Genomic DNA, 20,668 nt, shown 5'->3' on the forward strand with positions numbered 1-20,668 from the left:
CCGGGGCCTGGGAGCGAATCCCCGCTGAATCTCGCGCACCAGAAAATTGAAGTTAAAACCAGAACTCTGGATACTTTCTTCTGCTTGCCATATTGTTGATGGCCAAAGCGACGATGAGCATAATTCCTACGCCGATTCCTACAGGAACCAGCATGTACCAGAAGCCCAACTCGTGTATTTTTTCGCTGCCGATCACAGCGATCAGGGCTGTGGCCCCCCCGGGGGGATGAAGGGTCTGGGTGACGTGCATCAGGGCAATGGCCGTTGCAACGGAAAAGGCTGCCGCAAACCAGGGAAAGGGATGGAAAAGCTGCCAGCAGGCCACGCCCACAAAGGCGGACAGCAGATGGCCGCCGATGAGATTTCTGGGCTGGGCCAAAGGGCTTCTGACTGCGCCATAGACCAGTACCGCTGATGCACCGAATGAGCCGATGATATAAACAAAATCATTTCCGGATAACAGATTGTAGTTTAAATAGGCCACCGGGGTGATTCCCAGAAAAGCCCCTAACCAGGACCAGAATACTTCGCTGAGGTTTACTTTGGGAGGACGCTGCCCGCCGCCGGCCATTTTTTTAAAATAAGGTATCATTGTCAGTCTCCTTTTTATCAGCACATGGCCTGGACAAGGTCTGACCGGGCAATGATCCCTACCAGAATGTTGTGGTCCTCACACACCGGTACCCGGTTAATCTTCCTCCGGTCCATAAGGTTGGCCACGTCCAGCAGTTTGAAGCTCTTGTGGACAGTAACGGGCGGCGAAGACATAATGTCCCGGACCTTCAGCGTTTTAAGGGACCGGGCCAGGCAACAGCTGTCATCCATACACTGAATCAGCACCTGCATGAACGACGGGTCTTTTTTCTCAGTCATTCTGGACAGAAAATCTTTTTCCGATATGACGCCGGTCACAGCGCCCTGTTCATTGAGCACCGGCATACCAGAAATATCGTGATCCCGCATCTGGACAGCGGTCTCCAAAAGCGGGGCATCTTCAAGGACGGAAACAACCGTTCGAGTCATCACATGCTCTGCCAGGATAGCTGTCTTAATACGGTTAACCGCATGATCAAAAGCGATCCGGTATACCTCTATAAAGTCAGACGGCGTAATATCCAGATATCCGGGGATTTCCCTCATCGCCTCCAGTACATCTTCGTCTGTGATGGTCTGAAAGCATTCATTGATACGACTGAAGTTCATATATCTCCTTTTGCTGTTTGCTTCAAAGCTCTATTATTAATTCAAATCCCGGGTAAATAATTTTTTAATTGCCCAAGCGTATCTTTGCAAACGCTTCTGGTCTTGTTTTAAGAATATGGGTAATTCTGGCCGGCAATGCATTGACATAGATCAAGTTTTCACGAAAAATTTTTAAGCAATAAAAAATGCCGCCGCTCAAATTAATTTGAGCGGCGGCATTTAGCGTTTAGCGTTTTGCGTTAACTATTGTTTAAAAATTTCAGGTGGTTTTGTGGTGCTGCCGGTGGCGTTGGGATAATTTTCTGCTTTATAGGATTTTTTACCGGTTTCAATCAGGTGGTTGGCTTCTTCCATGAACGCATTTAAGCGTTTTTTGCATTCATAGAATCCGTGCCACCATGAATAGTCCGGGGCCATCATCGCAGCGCCCATCCTTGCCCGGCGTCCTTCGTGGTGCCATAGCTCATAGTACTCCACCTCAAGGGGCTCGTCAAAAAAACGGGTCTTGTCAAGCAGGCCTTTTGTATAGAGTTCGTCAAGTTTGGCTTTAGCCGGTTTGAAATAAACTTCATTATATTCTTCGATGGTTTGATCCATCTGACTGTAGTGGGATTCGGTCCACCTTTTTCCGTGACACTGCATACAGACTTCCTGCATTTTAGTTCGTTCTTCCTGCCAATTTGTCTGGGCTGGAAGGGCTTTGAAGTCTTCGGGTCTGACTGTCAATGGGGCCTGCAATTCCCAGGATAATCTTTCGGTGACATCATGGGAGGTCATTACACTGCCGGCACCGGACATATGACATGAGGCACAGGTCGGTCCCCTGAAATCAACACCAGGTGTCCAGGTTCCCGGCGCGGCGGTCCAGTTGTAGTCATCCCCAAACGCATCGTAAATGTCACCATGTTTTGATTCTGTGAAAATTTCGATCTGGGGATGATCCGGGCCAAGATGGCATTGTCCGCAGGCCTGGGGTTTTCTGGCCTCCATAACAGAAAAACGATGTCTTGTATGGCAACTTGTGCAACTGCCTTTACTGCCGTCAAGGTTTATCCGTCCCACACCGACATTGGGCCAAGTTGCCGGATCAAGTTCTTTGTCTTTTAATTTTAAAATGGTGCCGTGGCAATGGTAACAGCCGTTTACCCGCTCAAACTCACTGGTCATGCCATCGTTGAGCCAGGAATCTATTTTCCAGATAATTTCAAGGGTGTTGGCATGTTTACTCTTGCTGTATTGCGTTGCTTCATCCGGATGGCACCGGGAGCAGTCTTTGGGGGTGACCACCGCAGAAACCGGAACCATGTATTTTTTTTGCCCGTATTTAGTATCGTTTGCCTCGTACTCTTTAAAATGAGATTGACTGACATCCGGATCATGAGCCTCGGCAGCGTGGCAGTCGTAACAGGTAATATTGGCGCTGGCATGACGACTGGCCGCCCAGTCAGAAAAGATGCCCGGGTGCTGTTTTTTATGACATTCGATACATGCCATGGCCTCGGGTGACATGGACCGCTCAATCCTGAACTCTTTTGATTTTGGTATATTCATCTGGACATCCGAACATAAAACCGTGGATGCGGATATGCCGGTGATAAATACACCCGCCAGCAGTGCACTCAATTTTCTTTTCATGGTATCCCCTTATTTTATTTGTAACTGTTACAAGGTCGTAAAAACTAAATCCCCAATCCTCTATACGGTGCCTGTTTTTGTTTATACCTATAAATTTCACTGTCCACATGAACCAGATTCCTATGGCAGTCTACACATTTTTTTTCATAACCTTCTTTGGGGTATAGAACTGTCCGGTGGGCCAGCATGGCTCCCCTTTTATCCGGGATATTCAAAATATTTCGGTGACATTTTTGGCATTGTGCATTTTTAAATGTTTCATAGGCGTGCTCACGGCTCTTTTCCCGGTCATAGGTCCCATAGGCAAAATGGACGAATACATCTTTGATGCCGTGGATCGTCTTTGTATAGAAAAAGTTCATTGTATCCTGCGGGGCAGGCAGGTGACAGTCCATACAATCCGCGACAAATCCCTGGGCGTTGTTTACATGGGTAGAGGTTTTCCACGCGTTAAAGGCGGGTTGAATCTCGTGGCAGGATGCGCAGAATCCAGGCGTTGATGTTCTCGCCATTGTATAGTAGGTCAGGCTAAATACAGGAAAAGCGATAATAATGCCGATGAAGACAAAAATTAAAGGTTTGATCATTTTTCTCATTTTAAACCTCACCTGTTAACATATAAAAATTTATTCTCGAAATAAAATTGCCCGAGCTTCCAGGTATAATTTATGTTGATTCTCAAAAATTTTAACATCTTTTCCACATAGATAACCGGGGCCACCTGGAATTCTTATCTCTGAGCATTCTCTAACTCGGACAACCTCTTTTGAGTCTCCCGTTCTTTCTTATATCTCGTGGTAATATCTCTCGCGCTTGACAACGCCCCAATCACATTCTTTGCGGAATCTAAAACAATAGAAAAACCCAGTTCAACGTAAATGACAGACCCGTCTGCATGTAAAGATTTCGTAGGCAAGGACTTCCCAACATACTTTGTGTCCCCCCTTTGCATCGCTTGCTCATATCCTCGCCAATGGGCTTTTCGTAAGTTTTGCGGGACGATGATGTCTAAGTTTGATCCGATTGCTTGCTCTTTGGTAAATCCAAAAATACGCTCAGCCGCCACATTCCATACACGTATCGTCCCTTCTGTATCGGCAAATATCATTGCATCGGGATTTTGTTCTATAAGGCTGTCCATGAATCCGTCGTTCATATTTACATCAACTCCGCAAAGTGTGGGTTGTTGAAATCCTACCACCTGGCACTATAATATTAAGCTCATCGCCCATAGGCTAAGTGTATCGGGAACTTCGGTGGTCCCGGGTAGTGGGTGTAAATTTTTTTTAACTACGGCAGAAGCTTTGCTTCGTAATGCGCCTGTATGTCGGGCAGAGTACCTATTCTTAAAAGTAAATCCAATGTATAAAATTCGGATAGATTTGGCAAGTCTTAGACCGAATTTATCGTTCAGGCAGGATTAATTGCCGGCCATCATGGCTGCAATATCCTCGTCCACCGTATCAATGGGCTTGGTGTCAAATTTTTCCACCAGCACTTTGACTACATCCGGAGACAGAAATGCCGGAAGTGTAGGGCCAAGGCGGATGCCCTTGACCCCGAGGAAAAGCAGGTTTGGATAAAATTAAACAGGTTGCTTTTATGTATAGCCATTTTCTTTGTGTTTTTGGGCTATGGCACCAGCCAGATCATCCAGAGCATCGAATACACTTGCGGTTGGAACGCCTTTGCAGAGAACCGGGTCAATTACCTCCACCTTAAGGTTGGGAATCATCCCGGCAAGGGTATCCACGGTCTTTCCACCCCAGCCATAGGAGCCCACCACAGAGAGGAACTTTGTGTTGGGCCGCAGGGCGTTGGCCAGCAATGCGGCATAGGCGGCATAAGGATGAGGGCCGGCCAGGATGGTGGGGGTTCCCACAACAATGGTGGCGGCATCCACCAGGGCCATGGCCAGTTTTCCGATATCGGTGACAGCCAGATTAAACTGTTCCACCCTGACCCCCTTGTCCACCAGGGCACCCACAAGGTGCTCCACCATGAGTCTTGTACTTTCGTGCATGGATACATAGGGGATAACAACGGTGTTTCTGGGGGCTCCCTTTGTCCACTTTTTATATGCATCAAGAATAAAACCGGCATCGGGAAATATCTGGCCGTGGCCCGGGGCGATCATTTTAATGTCATAGGAGGCCAGCTTTTCCATATTTTTTTTAATGATGCTTCTAAAGGGCATCATGATTTCGGCAAAATACCGTTTGGCCGCCTCATACACCCGGCCCTGATCCGTAACAAACAGGTCACTTGAGGCAATATGGGAACCAAAAAAATCACAGCTGAACAAAATTTTGTCCTCTTCCAGAAAGGTCACCATGGTTTCAGGCCAGTGAACCCAGGGGGTAAAAATAAATTTCAGGGTTTTATCCCCTAAAGAAAGTGTCTCCCCGTCTTCTATGGAAACGAAAAAATTTTCCGGGATATTCAAAAGATCCTTGAGAAGGTCCTTGGCCTTGGGCGTGGAGATGAGTTTAGCATTGGGATATTTTTCAAGGACCTGCATGATCGTTCCTGAATGGTCCTGTTCCGCGTGGCTTGAGACGATGTAATCGATATTTTTGACCCCTTCTAACTGGGCCATGAATTCTTTGGCCATGGGGGGATCAACCGTGTCAATCAATGCTGTTTTCTCACTGCCTTTAATAAGATAGGCGTTGTAACTGGTCCCATCCGGCAGGGGAATAAGGGCGTCAAACAGCCGACTGTCCCAATCCACTGACCCCATCCAGTACACGTCTTCTTTGATCTTTCGTGCTTTCATACGGTTTCTCCTATTTTATGGTTTATGTTCTTGAATTTGTTGATATGGTTGTATTTTGAATGGCCCTGTTAATCTGATCGACCAGATGATTCAGATTAAGTCCATATTCTCCGGCAATATCCGTCACTGTGTGAAAGGTCTCTGCCGGGCAGCCGATACAAAGCAGCCCCATGTTCATAAATAATTTGATAAGCGTCGGATGTTGGTCTATCAATTCTTTGATCGTGATGTTCTGTAACTCAGGACTGTTCAAAATCATTTTCCTTTTAAATAACAGCCATACCCTGAAAGTCAGAAACCCAGAGCACCTGGACATTTACTTCAGCGCTACCCGTAATAACGGTTGAACGTTAGACTCAATTCCTGGCCCTTAATCGTTCATAGTGAAAACAGGAATAAACCTTATTTAAGACGGCTTCTTTGCTCTGGCGCAAACAATGGAAAACTATTTTTACTAATGATAAAAAATTACAACCAGCCGAACAAACAAAATAACATATTTTCATCCGATTTCGGCAAATTTGTTCAGGGAATGGGGATCGGTGATGATAATTTGTTCCCGGCCGGATTTTACCCAGCCTCTTTTTTCCCAGGTACTGAGGGTGCGGCTGACGGTGTATAAAGTGGTCCCTGCATAGTCGGCAATATTCTGACGGCTTAAGGGAATATCAATCTGAATCCCCGACCGGGTTCTTGTCCCGGCCCGCCTCATGATTCGCAGCAGGGTACGTGCAACCCGCTGATTTACATGCTCGGTACACACTTCAAGGTAGCGATTCTGCAAATCATCAATACGTTCCAAAATGGTGTTTAGCAGATTGGCTGTGACAGCAGGATATTTTTGCATGTGTTGCAATATTGTCGGTTTGTCCCACAAGGTGACCTCGGTCTTTTCGATTGCCTCAGCAGTGACCGGGTAATCCCAATTTTTAAGGACCGCCACTGCGGCTGTCAATTCGCCGGTACTGATATAGCGGAAAATGACCTCTTTGCCCTGCTCGTTGAGTTTGGTCAATTTTAACCGGCCCCGGTTCACCAGTACAACATTTACAGCCGGATCGCCTTGATGAAACAGAATATTTTTTTGGGGTATGATTACCCTGCATCCGCTTTTTAATACATCTTCATATTCCTGGTCGGCAAGATCTTTGAAACATTCTGACAGATCAGTTTTAGCAAAAATATTTGGCATTGTATGCATAAGGGGTCCATGTGGATTGAGTCGTTTATTATTAGACTTCATTTGTTTTAACAGGAGCAGATGATATGTCAAGAAGAAGCCAGCTGGGAATTTGGGTTTTAAGGCCTAAAAACCCAAATTGTAAAACAGTAAAGAAATTCTTGCCGTGTGATATAATAGCCGCGCTTATCAAAAAAATTTTGCTTGACCCAGGCCTGAATTCTCTGTTAACCAACACTCACCATGAAGGTTAACCAAGTATTGCCGGATAAAAGGCAAATGATTCTTAAGATTTTATACCAGTCGGACGGTGAACCTGTGTCCGGGGTCAAAATCAGTCAAGCGGCCGGAATTTCCCGGGTGGCGGTCTGGAAACACATTAAAGCGTTAAAACAAGCCGGCGTGAATATTGAGGCCCTGCCAACGGGGTATAAACTTCAGGACGCCGATAACCTGCTGTATCCCTTTTGTTTCCCAACGCACCTTCGGGACAGAATTTTTCATTTCCCGGAACTTGACTCTACCATGGACCAGGCCCGGAAAATGGCCCGGCAAGGTGTACCGCATGTCAGCTGCGTTATTGCCGAAGTCCAGACAGCCTCCAGGGGGCGATTGAACAGGCCGTGGGACTCTGACCGAGGCGGGCTCTGGTTTACCCTGATCCTCAAGCCTGATTTGCCGCCGCCCCTGGCGTGGACCATGAATTTTGCCGCGTCTGCCTGTATGTCCGAAGTGCTGTCCGACCTATTTGACCTGGATGTCCGCGTTAAATGGCCCAATGACCTGCTGCTCAAGGGCCGCAAGCTGTCCGGCATGCTGGCGGAAATAGAAACCCGGGCAGATATGGTTAATTTCCTGTTTCTGGGCATCGGCCTTAATGTGAACAATGCACCGGAATCAGATCAATACCAGGCCATTTCCCTGAAAACAGCCCTGGGAAGATCTGTTTCCAAAAAACAAATCCTGGTCCGGTTCCTGGATCTGCTTGAATCCCGGATTACAGCCGTTGATCCGGCCCGGATCATCCGCCGGTGGAAGGATCGGACCGCCACCATCGGCACCCAAGTCCGGGTCCAGACCCATGACCAGATTTATGAAGGCAAGGCCCTGGATGTGGATGACACCGGAGCCCTCATTGTGAAAGGCCAAGACGGCATCACCCGAAAAATTATTTATGGCGATTGTTTTCATGCCTGAAAAACAGCCATGGGCAAACTTGATCGACCACTCCCCCCAGGCTCAACCCGGAACAAAACGTGCCAAGAAGTTAACAGCACGTTGAAATGTTTGAATAACCGTATTTAAATAGAAGATAAATCCATGGATGTTTCTGTAAAACCAATTGTATATTCGGCCCTCTTCATCGCCCTGATCAGTATTGGCGCAATGATTGCCATACCTGTGGGCCCTGTTCCCATTGTACTCCAAAACATGTTTGTGCTTCTGGCGGGTTTGATCCTGCCGCCGGCCTGGGCTACCGGATGCGTGGCGGTTTATCTGCTCATGGGATTTGTCGGACTGCCGGTATTTGCCGGCGGCACCTCGGGTATTGGAAAAGTGTTCGGCCCCACTGGCGGATATCTTCTGTCTTATCTGCCTGCCGCATTTCTTACCGCGGTCATATCCGGGCGCGCTGAAAAAAGCCTGGTCCTGGATTGTGTGGCCATCATGTTGGGAATGGCGGTGATTTATATGTTCGGGGTACCCTGGTTGAAATGGGTGTTGGCTGTGTCCTGGAGCAAAGCCCTGGCTGTCGGTATGTATCCTTTCCTTGTCGGGGCCGTACTTAAAATGGTGGCAGCGGTTATCATCGCCCGAAAACTTCGGCCTCTGGTCAAATTTTAAGCGTTTTATGGAAACGGTATTACTGAGAACAGACCATCTGACCCATGCCTTTGGTTCGGGGGATACAGGCATATTTGACATTTGTCTGACCGTGGCCCGGGATGATTTTATTGTACTTGCCGGAAAAAACGGATGCGGAAAAACCACCTTGATCCGCCACTTCAACGGTCTGCTGATGCCGGATAACGGCCGGATTCTGCTCAACGGACAGGACATTCAAAAAGACCTGACCCTTGCCCGCAAAAAAATCGGCATGGTGTTCCAGGACCCGGATACTCAGATCATCGCAGATTCCGTGTTTGATGAAATTGCCTTTGGCCCTGAAAATTTAAACATGGACCGGGAAGAAATTAATGACAAGGTGTCTATCGCCCTTAATATGCTCGACTTGAGTCATTTACGAGACAGAAATCCTGCCACCCTTTCCGGCGGCGAAAAACGGCGTCTGGCCATTGCCGGCATCCTGGTCATGGAACCGGACCTTATTATTTTTGACGAACCCTTTGCCAATCTGGATTATCCTTCTATTTTATCCCTGGTCAAACTGTGCCAAAAGCTGCACCAATCCGGTCATGCCATAGTTATGACAACTCATGATGTGGCACCGGTGATCACGCTTGCCACGAAAATGATGGTCATGGACAAAGGACGAATCAAGGCAGAAGGCGACCCTGTTTCACTTGCCCCCTGCCTTGAATCATATGGCGTAAAAAATCCGTTTACCCCCATGGCACAGGCGTGGGCCTTGTGACACTTTTTTCCTATCATTCCGGTAACACCGTATGGCATACCCTGGATGTCCGGTGCAAATGCCTTTTGGTCTGTCTGTTAAGCCTGGCTGTATTAAAAACGGGATTGCCGGGAAATATTCTCTGCCTGTGCGTTTTAATGGTTATACTGAAAACGTTGGGGTTGGGCCCGGCAAGGCTTTTAACGCAGTTGAAAACCTTTCTGTTGTTTTTAATACTGATATTTTTCTGCCGGTGGGCAGGCACGCCCGGCGATTCCATGGTGACCCTGTACGGATTCAGTCTGACCCGCCAAGGGTTTACTTCCGGTAGCCTGGTTTCGTTACGATTTCTGGAGGTCATGCTGCTAGGACTTATGTTGACGGCCACCACACGGTCCATGGAAATCAAAGCGGCTGTTCAGTGGTTTTTCAAACCCGTTCCTTTTATTCCTGAAAAACGAGTGGCGATTATGGCGGGTCTGGCCCTCAAATTCATGCCCTTGATCCTTGATAATGCCAGGGAAGTGACCTATGCCGTCAATGCCCGGTGCGGCAATTTAAGGAAAAATCCTTTGCAACGACTGATTAACCTGTCCTGGCCCCTGCTGAAAAAAACATTTCAATCCGCAGATGACTTAAGCCTTGCCATGCAGGCCCGGTGTTACAGTGAAAACCGTACAGATCCACAGTTTTCCCCTAATGGGAAAGAAGGTTGGATCGTGGGACTGACACTTATTTTTTCCGCCGGGATGCTGCTGATCGGCTGACCATAGCATATTCAATCCTATGTAGTTTGATCAAGCAAATTCCTTATTTTAATAGCAAAATCACTGGTGAGTATTGGTTTATTTGCATAGTCTTTTATTCCAATAGCTTTTGCTGCTTCCATATCGACCTGATCACTAAAACCGGTGCATATAATAATGGGAATGTTTGGACGAAGTTCCAATATTTTTTTCGCCAGTTCAGTTCCAACCATATGGGGCATTGCCATGTCGGTAATGACAATGTCAAACTTGTTTGGGTTTGATTTAAAAACTTCCAATGCTTCTTTGCTACTTGTGGTGCCTGTAACACTATAACCAATTCTTTCAAGGACTCGAACTGCAAATTTTACAATTGGTTTTTCATCATCAACAAATAATATTTTTTCATTTCCTACAACTACATTTCCTGACTGTATTTCCTGATCTGATTTTACTTTACTTTGTATGATGGGGAGAAATATTCTAAATGTAGCACCGTCTCCAACCCGACTTTCAAGTTTTATATCACCATTACAATTATTGACGATGCCATATACCGTTGATAAGCCCCACCCCGTTCCGTTACCTTGTTCTTTTGTTGTAAAGTAGGGATCAAATATCTTTTCTTATAATTCATTTGGAATGCCAACACCCGTATCACTCACAGTAACGCAACAGTATTCACCATCCGGTAAATTTAAATCAGAATCAGGTTCACACTTTTCTAATTTAACGGTCAACATACCACCAGTATCCTCCATTGCATGAAAAGCGTTTGTGCAAAGGTTCATAATAATTTCATAAATTTTGGATGGATTTGCCCATATATAATCTTCACCATCATATAGATCAATCTTGAATTGAATATTCGTTGGCGTTATTGATCTAAAGAGATTGAGAGCTTCTATAATTAAGGGCTCAACTTTCGGTGCTTAAAAACAGCAGCGAATGAGACTATAACTAACTGAATTTGCAATATTAATTGACGAATTTCACTTTATATGATATGCTTCGTTTACCACTAAACAAACATTTCAAACAAAGGAAATTCGTCAAAATGAATACTACCCTTACCGACCTACAAAATCAAATAACAAATTCAGAACAGATTGGCGTACTCAGTGATTTTTTTACAAAATTCAAAATTGGTACGTTATTGAATCAATCAGGAATCGTTAAAACTCGATGATCCAGTTTTTTTGAGGGAAGACCAGGTAATCAGTATTGAAAAATGCAAAGGCTGGTCAAGTCGATGCTATAATACCAATTTTCCAAACTGATATCTCACTCATCGGTTGGCCAGCCTTCAATGAGCAGAGTAAAATAAATGTTATTTGAATACAATAGTTCAATTGCAGTATAACACCTCATTTATGAAAATAAGGAATGAGGCGGATGTGTTAATAAATAAGCTGTTGCCGTTTGTTGAAAAGTATACTGATTCACTGAATACTGAATTAACACAGTCATCCCCAGGAATGACCTTAAGCAAATCACAAAAATTCTGGCTGGGTTTCTGCATCACTGGAATCATCTTGACCAGCAGCATCAATTGGGCTGCTTTTTCACGTATCAGTGTGGGATTGTATAAAACTACAGCTCTTTCCTGGATGTTTCGCCATTCTAAAATTGCTTGGGAGCATCTGTTTCATCTCAGCCTTAAAATTATTTTCAAAGTATATGGCATTACCAAAGGTGTTGTCAGTATTGATGATTCCGATAAAAAGCGTAGTAAATGCACAACAAAAATTTTTGGAGTCCACAAAATAAAAGACAAATCAACGGGTGGTTTTTGCATGGGGCAAGGCTTAGTATTTTTGGTGTTGATAACACCAAAACTCAGCTTTCCAATTGGCTACGCCTTTCATATTCCTGATCCAAAAATCAGCGAATGGACCAAGGAGGATAAAAGATTAAAAAAGGCTGGCGTACCAAAATCAGAACGCCCAAAAAAACCGGTGCGCTCAGAAGAATATCCTACCATTCCAATGATTGCCAAGGCTCTTTTAAAAATATTTGTAGAGAAACACCCGGAAATAAAAATAGAAGCGATTGTTGCAGATGCCTTATATGGGAATGCTGAGTTCATGGATGAAGCGTCTAAAATTGCAGGAAACGCCCAAGTTATCAGCCAAATAAGGTACAATCAAAATATTTTACTCAAGAGCGATAAAAAATCAGTTGAAACATATTTTAAAAATATTCAACCAATTCAAAAGACCATACATGTACGTGGAGGTAAAGAGGTTGTTGTACTCATTAAAAGTGCCAGAATACATGTGTGTGCTCATAAGAAAAAAAGATTTGTCATTGCAATAAAATACATTGGAGAAAAGGACTATCGGTATCTTGCCGCTTCGGATCTGACCTGGCGATATCCTGATATCATAGACGCATTTACACTCAGATGGTTAGTAGAGGTTTTTATTCAAGACCATAAGACGAATGAAGGCTGGGGAAATTTGACCAAACAACCTGATGAAGACGGGTCTTACAGAAGTTTGACCCTGAGTCTGTTGGTTGATCATTGTCTCCTGCTTCATCCTGACCAGGTGGCCTCGATAAATAACAAACTGCACGCAAGAACTGTTGGCAGCCTATGTGACACCGTCAAAGTTGACTGCATCTTATCCTTTGTCGAACAAATCATTCATAGTGATGACCCAGAATCCCATTTCAAGCAGATCTCGGTATTTTTAAAAGAGCATTTTGTAAAGGCAAACGATTCTCAAAAGCACATGAATCTAAATTCTTGGGGGAATTATCAATCCGCCCCATCATTAAAATACAAAGCATTCTGTTAGCATGGGGATAATAACTGCCAGCGAGGTCTCATGTCAATTTTTAAAAACTGGATCATCGAGTACCAGGGCATTGTGAAAAACAAAAAGATTAAAGTCGATAAGGACGCTGTTTACAATTTTCTGAATTCTCCGACATATAACTGGCGGCGGTTTACCCTTCATCTTTGCCGCCGGATTTATTTTGTCATCAGAAAGCTTCTTGATGATTCTTCCGAAGAAGTTCTTATTTTTGACGATTCTACCTATAGCAGAAACCGTTCTAAAAAAGTCGAGCTTTTATCCCGGGTGTTTGATCATACAGATATGAAGTACATCAAAGGATTCCGGATGCTGACTCTTGGCTGGTCTGACGGTAACAGCTTTCTTGGACTTGATTTTGCCCTTTTATCATCTGCAGACAAAAAGAATCGATACAATGAAATCAATCCTGATATTGATAAAAGGACCTGCGGATATCATCGTCGCCAGGAAGCGGTTACAAAATCTACGGCCATCTCGTACCGATGGTAAAAAGAGCCCTTGATATGGGTGTCCGGGCTAAGTATATTTTAATGGACAGTTGGTTTTCGATGCCGTCAGCAATCGCAAATTTGCGGGAATACATACACGTCATATGCATGCTGAAAGATCATCCAAAATGGCTTTATGAATATCAAGGCAAAAAGCTTAGGCTGTCCGAACTCTATGGAAAATTGAAGAAAAAACGAGGAAGAGCAAAGGTCAAAGCCCAAGCTATTGTTACTCTTTCCAACGGCAAGCAGGCAAAAATCATTTTTGTTCCCTGTGATAAAAAACGTGGCTGGCTTGCACTCCTGTCGACAGATCTGGCCCTTCCTAATGAAGAAATCATTCGTCTGTACGGCAAACGTTGGGATATAGAGGTCTTTTTCAAAATGTGCAAACAGCACTTAAAATTGGTGAAGGAAATACAAGTTCGAAATTACGATGGCCTTGTGGGCCATACATCTCTGGTTATTGCCAGGTATAATATTCTCAGCCTTTATCAGCGGCAATGTATGGATCAGAGATCATTCGGGGAGCTCTTCAGGGCCTGTAACGATGAGATGACCAATTTGTCTTTTATGGTTTCTTTGGAGCGGATCATGCGTTTAGCTTTGATAAATATTCGGCAATTATTTAATTTTACCGAGCGTATGGTTCAAGTGATGCTTGATCAGGTAATGGGCCAAGCTCTCAAGTATTTCGGTTTTTCAAGTAGGCCTGAGGAATTATTGGGGGTATAAATTTACTCCTCCGAAAGTTGAGATAATAATATTTAACAACGCCCTGGATAAATGCACAAAACCGGAATACAGTATAAAAAAATTAGAGGGAACGGAACATATTCTGCTCGTTGATGATGAACAAGGTATTCTGGATTCCACCCGGCAAATGCTTTCCAATATGGGATATACCGGTAAGCCTTTGCACGGGATTTCATGAAACGTTTACTGAAAAGAACGCTGCTAAAATGGGTATTCGCCGACATCTCCACAAACCGGTCCCGATACAAACCTTAACATTGGCCATTCGTGAAGGATTAGGCCGGCGAGTGAAGGACCATGAAACAAATTAAAAAAAGTATATTAATCGTTGATGATGAAATCTATATCCGACAGAGTTTTATTGACTATTTTGAAGACCGGGATTGGCTTGTTTTTGACGCGGAAAGTGGTGAAGCCGCGCTTGAACTGCTTAAGACTCAGACCTGTTCCGCTGCCATTGTAGATATTCGTATGACCGGAATGGACGGGGAGACGTTTATCAGGAACGCATCAAAAAAATATCCTGATATGATTTTTGTCATCTGTACAGGCTCACCTGAATATGAAACATCGGAAGAAATTCGTTGCCTCCCCAATGCTATAGATCAGGTTTTTAGCAAGCCGGTGACATGCATTGAAAAACTGGAGAATACAATTAAAAAAATGTTAGGACCGTAAATTTTAGCTGTGAAAAATGTTATCAAGGATCATTCTTCCATTTTTTCCTGACCATAGGTTTTGAACTTCTCAAGCACGGTGTCCATCTCTTCATCCGTCAGGATGATGGGATTTCCAATACTTTTGGTCTGATAATAAATCCGGGCGACAAATTCAATTTCTTCAGCAATGGCAAAGGCCGTGTCTATGCTGCTGCCGACGGCCACAAGTCCGTGATTGGCAAGCAGCAGAGCGTTATAATCTCCAATATGCTCGGCTACTATTTCAGCCAGCTCCGGCGTGCCGAATGTGGCATAGGGCGCCAAGGGCACTTTTTTCCCTGCAAACCCAACAAGATAATGAACGGCCGGAATTTCCCATCCCAGACAGGCCATGGTAACCGCATAGGGGGAATGGGTGTGGACAACAGCCTGTACATCCTTACGCCGGTGATAAAGGGAGAGATGAAACCCAAGCTCACTTGAAGGCTTGGCATCTCCATCTATGACATTTCCCTGCATATCTGTGAAAACAACTTCATGGGGCTGTAATGCCGCGTACTCGACCCCGCTGGGACTGACGGCTACCTTTCCCGAAGACCTGTCAATAATACTTAAATTCCCACCGGTCCCCGTGGTCAGACCAGACGCCACCATTTTAAGACCAAAACGCACAATAGCTTCTCTTTCATTTTCCAGTTCCATAAACGCCTCCATAAAAAGGTTCCATATTCTTACGAGAAAGTCCGTATCCCGTTTTTGATCTGCCTTTGGATGTAGTCTGCCAAATCCTTATAAACAGACTTTCTTTTTTCTGCCATATCATCTGCTACTGTTTTAATATTATGCAGTACATGCTGGCCGGTGAAGAGTCAAGACACGGCTCCCCAAATTATTGGAAAAATGATTTTTTGCCCAATTTATTTAATCTGCGCTCCTAGTCTACCCGGACCCTTAAAAAAGAGGCGAATTTCGGCACCCCGTTTTTACTGAACCCATGATATTTAAACGTCACTGTTGTCCCAACGGCAGGGGGGGTGTTCCGAACCAGATCCGTGAACCCGGTCCCTAATTTGAAAATAACGCCGTTTTCCAGTTTCAACGTAAGTGAGCCCATGGCATTTTCATATTTTCCCTTTCCCTTGTTAATACCAATGACAAGGCCTTCCATGTCCCGGAATTTTTTTACCTTGAAAACATGGGCACTTCGGCCCGTGTGGTAGGATATATTGGGATTTTTTACGATAACGCCTTCACCGCCCCTTGATTCCACTTCAATCAAAAAACGGTCCAAATCAGATCTATCTTGAATCAAAATCTGCGGAATCACCCTGACATGGGGAGCAGAATAGGATTTGAACCATTCTTCTGCCTTGTCAAGCCGAAGCAAAAATGTCCCCTTCTGGTTGGGCACTTCAAAAATATGGTAATTTATTTTTTCCCACCCCGGGCCAGGCTTAGCATCGAGCACCACAGACTGGATAAACTCAAAATCCCCTTGTTTACTCCACAACTCACCATCCAATTCAAAGGCAGGAAAATTTTTGATGAACCATGGCGGCGGATTAAGGGGCAGCCCCTTCCGGGTCAACAGGCGGCTGCCGTCCCAATACCCCCTTATCCCATCCAATTTTTCGCTCATTACCCAGCCCTTAATATCTTCTTTTCCGGTATATGACCGGGCCTTCTGCAAATATAAATCCTTTGCCTGGCAAAGCGTACAAAAAAAGAGGCTTACCATTGTTCCCATTAACCATATCCTGATAATTTTACAATAAGGATAGTTGGCAAAATCCGGCATTAAGCCCCTCACTTTGTTTGATTTGGAAATTAAAAATATCGGCATCACCCTTTTATATTTAGGACCGCAGATTCATTTATGTTTAAACAGGCTCTAAAGGCTTTCGGAGATCTGCACCGTTTGCCGCACAAGGGGTGAAGCGCATCCGGCGAAAAGCAGACCCACACATTTTCGTACAGCTTAAAATCAAAAGGATATTTTGGTACCACTGCCTGAAGCATCATCCCACCAATATCGACCGTGGTTTTTATGCCATGGCCGTTGCCTGTCTCGTTGACGATTCGCCCCTTGATTCGATTCAGTTTGCCATTAACAGGGTCGGTTTCTTTTTTCAACATAATTTTTTCAGGATGAATGCACAGGTTGATATCTTTAAGCTTTTTTTCAAGAATAGGATATTTTTTGACCCTGATCTCAACCGACCGCTCAACACCCTCATTACAAAGGCGTACGACTGCTTCACAGGGATTGATTTCAACGAGCGAGACGTTTAGAATGTTGTTTGCCCCTACAAAATGGGCGACAAACTCGGTTTTGGGATGAGAAAACAATTCATCCGGGGCCTCTCCCTGCTCTATCTTTCCATGATGGAGTACTGAAACACGGTTTCCCAATGAAACAGCCTCTTCCTGATTATGGGTTACATAGATTGTGGTTATTCCCATTTCCCGCTGAATACTTTTCAGCTCCTCCCCTATTCTTTCCTTGGTAAGGGGATCCAGGCTGCTCATCGGTTCATCCATTAAAAGTATTTCCGGTTCGGTAACCAGGGTCCTGGCCAGGGCCACGCGTTGTTTTTGTCCTCCGCTTAACTGGTGGGGGAATTTATCTTTTTCTTTTTCGATGTTTATTCTGCTTAAATAATGCCCCACTCTTTTTTCAATCCTGCTTTTTTCAATCCTTTTAATCCTGAGACCGTAAGCGATATTTTCAAAAACGGTCAGGTGAGGGAACAGGGCATAGTCTTGAAAAACAAAGCCGATTTTTCTTTTATCCGGCGAAAGGCTGCTTACGTTTTGATTTTCGATCAAAACATCGCCCTTATCCTGTTTGGCTAAACCGGCGATTATGGAAAGAACGGTGGTTTTACCGCTGCCGCTGGGTCCCAGCAGAACATGAGATTCTCCCCTATTGACCTGCAAGTTCAAATTCTCCAGCACGGTTTGATTTTTATAGGTTTTCAGAATCTTTTTGAGTTCAATTTTCATAGGACATCCCTTCTTTTGGCCCTTGATTTAAATATCAGCAGCAAAGTAAAAGAAAATACAGTTAAAAGCAGGGCAATGGCAATTGAGGCCTTCAGTTCGCCCGACATGGCATTCTGATAAATGGCGACCGTCATGGTTTCCGTTTTCAAAGGAATGCAACCGGCAACCATAGACGTGGCGCCAAATTCCCCCAGAGCCCTTGCCCAGGTCATGACCATTCCCGCATAAATGCCATTCTTAGCCAGGGGGAGCATGACTTTTCTGAAGGTATAGAACTTTGACGCACCAAGAACCCAGGAGGCATGAGTTACATTTTTATTGATGGACTCAAACGCCTCCCGGGCGGATTTGATCAAAAAGGGGCTTGAGACAAAGAGCTGGGCGATGATGATTCCTTTTTTTGAAAAAATCAGCTCAATACCGTGATGGGAAAGCATGCTGCCCAGTGGACTGTTTCCTCCCAAAAGAACCAACAGGGCCAAGCCGGCAACCAAGGGAGGAACGGCAATGGGAAGATCAACCAGCGTATCGAGTACGACCTTGCCTTTAAAATCTTTCATTGCCAATAAATAGGCAACCGGGATGCCTAAACAGCATGCCAGCAAAACCACGGTCAGCGATGTTTGAAAACTGATAATGACCGCCGACAAAACTTCTGAAGACCTGAACTGATTTGCCAATTCCGCCACTGAGGTCGTGGTGAACAGGGCAACCATGGGAAGCACAACCAAGCATACGAAAATACCTGCAATGAGCGAAATAATCAAATCAAAGGAAAGCGCTTTCATTCACTGTACCTTGAAGCCATGTTTGTTGAAGATTTCTTTGCCTTCAGAACTTAAAAGATAATTGACATATGCCGTTGCCGCCGGGTTATTTTCCGCCATCGGGCAAACCGGAATCATATTGATAATATTATCTTCTTCGGGAATGTAAACAATTCTTACCTTTCCGGACTGGACTGCATCGGCTTTCCAGACGATGGCGGCATCGGCGTTACGTCCTTCGATCCATAGCACCAACTGTTTTACGGTAACTCCCCTGGCCCTGACATGCATCGCAGATTCATCGAGCCCTGTTTTTTTAAATATTTTAGTAGAAATTCCACCGATGGCACAGGCCTTGGTATCTCCCAATACGATTTTGTTGGCTGGATTAGAAAAATCATTAAGACAGGTTACATTGCTGTTTTCCCCAGGGGTGATGATTACCGGCGTGTGAAAGGCAAGTGGGGTATAATTTTTTATGTATCCGTTTTTCTTTAAAATTTTTGCCCATTTATCACTTCCCGGAATAAAGACGTCAGGGGTCTGCCCAACCAGTACCTTATTGCCCAGTCTTCCGCTTCCTTCAAAATCATACAGGACCTTTACCCTATACTGGTTTTCAAATTTTTTCCCAATTTCATTTAACGGCAGTCGCATCCCTGCTCCGGCAAAGACAAGGATCTCTTTGGATTCGGTTTGGGGAAAAACATTGGAAGACATAAGGCAAATCCATATGCATAAAATCAAGATTTTATATTTTCCGAAGTTATTCAATGTCTTCATGTAAACTCCTTTTCAACCCTTCCATCTGAATAAATTTTATTCAAACGCTGTTTCTATCTAACTAACATCTCAGTTATTTCAAGAAACATGCCATATAGGTATATTCAAAAACAAAATTTCATAACGATTCTGAATAATTAGTTTAAGTATCATTAATATTTATAGGTATTTCTTGTATTTATTATACAGATTTGTAAAGCAAGGGTAATGATACTACAAATTTGTAAAAATATGGCTATTTGTTAGGCAAACGGCAGCCATTGCTCTGACCGGACAGTTGCAGGGTGGACACAAAAAAACGTGTTCACTCTACCTGGCTTTACTTTTTAAAAGCTTGATAGTCATCATAATAGTCCGGGATTTTGAATTACGTCATCTCTCTAAAGTTATTGTTTTTCTGTGCCTTTTGGGATAACCTGAAAAAAAATGAATTCCGATGGTATCTGACGATGCCTCCTCGGTGAAATAATCAGATCTCAATGATACCATCTGTATCGTTCATATTACACATTATACCGATTTTTCATAATATACTGATTGTACGGAGACGTCTATTTCCAAAAATATAATAAAAATCAAACGCTTAGCATAAATAGGTATAATGTCTATTTTATAAATCATGCGATTATTATGGAATTACAATAAGGAGATATTTTGACAATTTCAACTTTCATCGGTCTCATCAATAACGCAGCATTACTCGTTTCGTTAGTCTTAATCTATGATTTAGTTGTTTTGAGGCAACCAGGAGAAAAAGTGTCATCAAGCCAAATTCTCATTGGCCTTATTCTTGGTCTCATTGGATTAGCGATAATGAAGAATCCATGGGAATTCCTTCCTGGTATAATATTTGATACGAGATCTATTCTTTTGAGCGTCTGCGGATTGTTTTTTGGGATGGTACCGACTGTGACCGCTACAATTTTAACAGGAGGGTACCGGCTGTACCTTGGTGGTTCCGGAGCATGGACTGGATTTGCCGTTATTGTAATATCTAGTGCGGTAGGCTTAGGTTGGCGCCACTTTAGGACAAAGGATTTGGATTCGATTTCGAATAAAAGTTTGTATTTAATGGGATGTGTGACTCATGCCTTGATGTTACTTTTGATGCTGACTTTGCCAAGAGCGATTGCACTTGGAATTCTTTCAAAAATAACGTTTCCTGTGATGTTGATCTCCCCATTCGCTTATTTTGAAATCAGAAAAGCCAATTTATAATCATGGGGAGTCATTATTTGCCTAAAAAAAGACAATCCTGAATAATTT

21 protein-coding genes and 3 pseudogenes are annotated in these 20,668 nt (G+C 44.1%); 8 read left to right on the forward strand and 16 right to left on the reverse strand.

The window, feature by feature from the left end:
• Positions 1 to 52: 52 nt before the first annotated feature.
• From EYB58_RS03300 to EYB58_RS03340, 9 genes and pseudogenes are all read right to left on the reverse strand, one after another.
• Positions 53 to 592 (reverse strand): HPP family protein, encoded by a 540-nt coding sequence (locus EYB58_RS03300; RefSeq protein WP_111955150.1) that lies wholly within the window; start codon positions 590 to 592, stop codon positions 53 to 55.
• A gap of 17 nt (positions 593 to 609) precedes the next feature.
• Positions 610 to 1,203 carry a CBS domain-containing protein gene (locus tag EYB58_RS03305; protein WP_111955148.1) on the reverse strand — a complete coding sequence of 198 codons (594 nt, stop codon included), beginning with the start codon at positions 1,201 to 1,203 and terminating at the stop codon, positions 610 to 612.
• 243 nt (positions 1,204 to 1,446) lie between these two features.
• Positions 1,447 to 2,838, reverse strand: a complete 1,392-nt coding sequence (locus EYB58_RS03310) for a multiheme c-type cytochrome (protein WP_111955146.1) — start codon at positions 2,836 to 2,838, stop codon at positions 1,447 to 1,449.
• Between the two features lie 44 nt (positions 2,839 to 2,882).
• A complete protein-coding gene (locus EYB58_RS03315) occupies positions 2,883 to 3,434 on the reverse strand; it encodes a NapC/NirT family cytochrome c (protein ID WP_111955144.1) in 552 nt (183 codons plus the stop codon).
• A 134-nt stretch (positions 3,435 to 3,568) separates the two neighbouring features.
• The gene (locus EYB58_RS03320) at positions 3,569 to 3,994 is read right to left on the reverse strand and encodes a PAS domain S-box protein (RefSeq protein WP_111955142.1); all 426 of its coding nucleotides are present in this window, start codon (positions 3,992 to 3,994) and stop codon (positions 3,569 to 3,571) included.
• 264 nt (positions 3,995 to 4,258) lie between these two features.
• A pseudogene (locus tag EYB58_RS24390) lies at positions 4,259 to 4,411 on the reverse strand (hypothetical protein); the annotation flags it as partial.
• 27 nt (positions 4,412 to 4,438) lie between these two features.
• On the reverse strand, positions 4,439 to 5,617 hold the full coding sequence (locus EYB58_RS03330; RefSeq protein WP_111955140.1) for an FprA family A-type flavoprotein: 1,179 nt from the start codon (positions 5,615 to 5,617) through the stop codon (positions 4,439 to 4,441).
• Between the two features lie 22 nt (positions 5,618 to 5,639).
• Entirely contained in the window at positions 5,640 to 5,870 is a 231-nt protein-coding gene (locus EYB58_RS03335) for a DUF1858 domain-containing protein (RefSeq protein ID WP_163354606.1), read from the reverse strand.
• A 249-nt stretch (positions 5,871 to 6,119) separates the two neighbouring features.
• The gene (locus EYB58_RS03340; RefSeq protein WP_111955136.1) at positions 6,120 to 6,818 is read right to left on the reverse strand and encodes a Crp/Fnr family transcriptional regulator; all 699 of its coding nucleotides are present in this window, start codon (positions 6,816 to 6,818) and stop codon (positions 6,120 to 6,122) included.
• A gap of 258 nt (positions 6,819 to 7,076) precedes the next feature.
• On the opposite strand from EYB58_RS03340, the gene EYB58_RS03345 reads away from it, so the two are divergent.
• From EYB58_RS03345 to EYB58_RS03360, 4 genes are all read left to right on the forward strand, one after another.
• Positions 7,077 to 7,994: a biotin--[acetyl-CoA-carboxylase] ligase gene (locus EYB58_RS03345; protein WP_242637538.1), complete on the forward strand. Its 918-nt coding sequence runs from the start codon at positions 7,077 to 7,079 to the stop codon at positions 7,992 to 7,994.
• Between the two features lie 123 nt (positions 7,995 to 8,117).
• Positions 8,118 to 8,642 carry a biotin transporter BioY gene (locus tag EYB58_RS03350; protein ID WP_111955132.1) on the forward strand — a complete coding sequence of 175 codons (525 nt, stop codon included), beginning with the start codon at positions 8,118 to 8,120 and terminating at the stop codon, positions 8,640 to 8,642.
• Positions 8,643 to 8,649: 7 nt separating this feature from the next.
• A complete protein-coding gene (locus EYB58_RS03355) occupies positions 8,650 to 9,393 on the forward strand; it encodes an energy-coupling factor ABC transporter ATP-binding protein (protein ID WP_111955130.1) in 744 nt (247 codons plus the stop codon).
• Complete coding sequence (locus tag EYB58_RS03360) at positions 9,390 to 10,139, forward strand: energy-coupling factor transporter transmembrane component T family protein (protein WP_163354604.1); 750 nt, start codon at positions 9,390 to 9,392, stop codon at positions 10,137 to 10,139. Before EYB58_RS03355 ends, EYB58_RS03360 begins: the two co-directional genes overlap by 4 nt.
• Before the next feature lie 17 nt (positions 10,140 to 10,156).
• Here the strand turns inward: EYB58_RS03360 and EYB58_RS24560 are convergent, their stop codons facing one another.
• Both EYB58_RS24560 and EYB58_RS24660 read right to left on the reverse strand, forming a co-directional pair.
• A complete protein-coding gene (locus EYB58_RS24560; RefSeq protein WP_423201853.1) occupies positions 10,157 to 10,600 on the reverse strand; it encodes a response regulator in 444 nt (147 codons plus the stop codon).
• A pseudogene (locus EYB58_RS24660) lies at positions 10,598 to 11,029 on the reverse strand (sensor histidine kinase); the annotation flags it as partial. The gene EYB58_RS24560 and the pseudogene EYB58_RS24660, both read right to left, overlap by 3 nt.
• 462 nt (positions 11,030 to 11,491) lie before the next feature.
• Here EYB58_RS24660 and EYB58_RS03375 point away from each other — a divergent pair.
• The 3 genes and pseudogenes from EYB58_RS03375 to EYB58_RS03390 all read left to right on the forward strand — a co-directional run bounded on the left by EYB58_RS03375 (position 11,492) and on the right by EYB58_RS03390 (position 14,865).
• Positions 11,492 to 12,922 carry a transposase gene (locus EYB58_RS03375; protein ID WP_170299865.1) on the forward strand — a complete coding sequence of 477 codons (1,431 nt, stop codon included), beginning with the start codon at positions 11,492 to 11,494 and terminating at the stop codon, positions 12,920 to 12,922.
• A 60-nt stretch (positions 12,923 to 12,982) separates the two neighbouring features.
• Positions 12,983 to 14,166: pseudogene (locus EYB58_RS24665) on the forward strand (IS4 family transposase); the annotation flags it as partial.
• 318 nt (positions 14,167 to 14,484) lie between these two features.
• Complete coding sequence (locus tag EYB58_RS03390; protein WP_111960272.1) at positions 14,485 to 14,865, forward strand: response regulator; 381 nt, start codon at positions 14,485 to 14,487, stop codon at positions 14,863 to 14,865.
• A 29-nt stretch (positions 14,866 to 14,894) separates the two neighbouring features.
• On the opposite strand, the gene EYB58_RS03395 is transcribed toward EYB58_RS03390, so the two are convergent.
• The 5 genes from EYB58_RS03395 to modA form a co-directional block, all read right to left on the reverse strand.
• The gene (locus EYB58_RS03395) at positions 14,895 to 15,548 is read right to left on the reverse strand and encodes an L-fuculose-phosphate aldolase (protein WP_111960292.1); all 654 of its coding nucleotides are present in this window, start codon (positions 15,546 to 15,548) and stop codon (positions 14,895 to 14,897) included.
• 232 nt (positions 15,549 to 15,780) lie between these two features.
• Entirely contained in the window at positions 15,781 to 16,593 is an 813-nt protein-coding gene (locus tag EYB58_RS03400) for a DNA ligase (RefSeq protein ID WP_242637541.1), read from the reverse strand.
• Between the two features lie 95 nt (positions 16,594 to 16,688).
• The gene (locus tag EYB58_RS03405) at positions 16,689 to 17,852 is read right to left on the reverse strand and encodes an ABC transporter ATP-binding protein (RefSeq protein WP_111960274.1); all 1,164 of its coding nucleotides are present in this window, start codon (positions 17,850 to 17,852) and stop codon (positions 16,689 to 16,691) included.
• Positions 17,849 to 18,640, reverse strand: coding sequence for an ABC transporter permease (locus EYB58_RS03410; protein ID WP_111960276.1), 792 nt, complete (start codon positions 18,638 to 18,640; stop codon positions 17,849 to 17,851). Before EYB58_RS03410 ends, EYB58_RS03405 begins: the two co-directional genes overlap by 4 nt.
• Positions 18,641 to 19,339, reverse strand: coding sequence for a molybdate ABC transporter substrate-binding protein (modA, locus tag EYB58_RS03415; protein ID WP_207309121.1), 699 nt, complete (start codon positions 19,337 to 19,339; stop codon positions 18,641 to 18,643).
• A 717-nt stretch (positions 19,340 to 20,056) separates the two neighbouring features.
• Here modA and EYB58_RS03420 point away from each other — a divergent pair.
• Positions 20,057 to 20,620: a LytS/YhcK type 5TM receptor domain-containing protein gene (locus tag EYB58_RS03420; protein ID WP_163354633.1), complete on the forward strand. Its 564-nt coding sequence runs from the start codon at positions 20,057 to 20,059 to the stop codon at positions 20,618 to 20,620.
• Positions 20,621 to 20,668 lie beyond the last annotated feature (48 nt).

The organism is Desulfobacter hydrogenophilus (assembly GCF_004319545.1).
GTDB lineage: Bacteria > Desulfobacterota > Desulfobacteria > Desulfobacterales > Desulfobacteraceae > Desulfobacter > Desulfobacter hydrogenophilus.

Bases quoted from the DNA above. Each gene is read 5' to 3' on its own strand.
- EYB58_RS03375 (WP_170299865.1), top strand. From the start codon at position 11,492: ATGAAAATAAGGAATGAGGCGGATGTGTTAATAAATAAGCTGTTGCCG.
- EYB58_RS03300 (WP_111955150.1), bottom strand. From the start codon at position 592: ATGATACCTTATTTTAAAAAAATGGCCGGCGGCGGGCAGCGTCCTCCC.
- EYB58_RS03340 (WP_111955136.1), bottom strand. From the start codon at position 6,818: ATGCATACAATGCCAAATATTTTTGCTAAAACTGATCTGTCAGAATGT.
- EYB58_RS03315 (WP_111955144.1), bottom strand. From the start codon at position 3,434: ATGAGAAAAATGATCAAACCTTTAATTTTTGTCTTCATCGGCATTATT.
- modA (WP_207309121.1), bottom strand. From the start codon at position 19,339: ATGTCTTCCAATGTTTTTCCCCAAACCGAATCCAAAGAGATCCTTGTC.
- EYB58_RS03310 (WP_111955146.1), bottom strand. From the start codon at position 2,838: ATGAAAAGAAAATTGAGTGCACTGCTGGCGGGTGTATTTATCACCGGC.
- EYB58_RS03400 (WP_242637541.1), bottom strand. From the start codon at position 16,593: ATGGGAACAATGGTAAGCCTCTTTTTTTGTACGCTTTGCCAGGCAAAG.
- EYB58_RS03405 (WP_111960274.1), bottom strand. From the start codon at position 17,852: ATGAAAATTGAACTCAAAAAGATTCTGAAAACCTATAAAAATCAAACC.
- EYB58_RS03305 (WP_111955148.1), bottom strand. From the start codon at position 1,203: ATGAACTTCAGTCGTATCAATGAATGCTTTCAGACCATCACAGACGAA.
- EYB58_RS03355 (WP_111955130.1), top strand. From the start codon at position 8,650: ATGGAAACGGTATTACTGAGAACAGACCATCTGACCCATGCCTTTGGT.
- EYB58_RS03345 (WP_242637538.1), top strand. From the start codon at position 7,077: ATGATTCTTAAGATTTTATACCAGTCGGACGGTGAACCTGTGTCCGGG.
- EYB58_RS03320 (WP_111955142.1), bottom strand. From the start codon at position 3,994: ATGAACGACGGATTCATGGACAGCCTTATAGAACAAAATCCCGATGCA.
- EYB58_RS03395 (WP_111960292.1), bottom strand. From the start codon at position 15,548: ATGGAACTGGAAAATGAAAGAGAAGCTATTGTGCGTTTTGGTCTTAAA.
- EYB58_RS03330 (WP_111955140.1), bottom strand. From the start codon at position 5,617: ATGAAAGCACGAAAGATCAAAGAAGACGTGTACTGGATGGGGTCAGTG.
- EYB58_RS03410 (WP_111960276.1), bottom strand. From the start codon at position 18,640: ATGAAAGCGCTTTCCTTTGATTTGATTATTTCGCTCATTGCAGGTATT.
- EYB58_RS03390 (WP_111960272.1), top strand. From the start codon at position 14,485: ATGAAACAAATTAAAAAAAGTATATTAATCGTTGATGATGAAATCTAT.
- EYB58_RS03350 (WP_111955132.1), top strand. From the start codon at position 8,118: ATGGATGTTTCTGTAAAACCAATTGTATATTCGGCCCTCTTCATCGCC.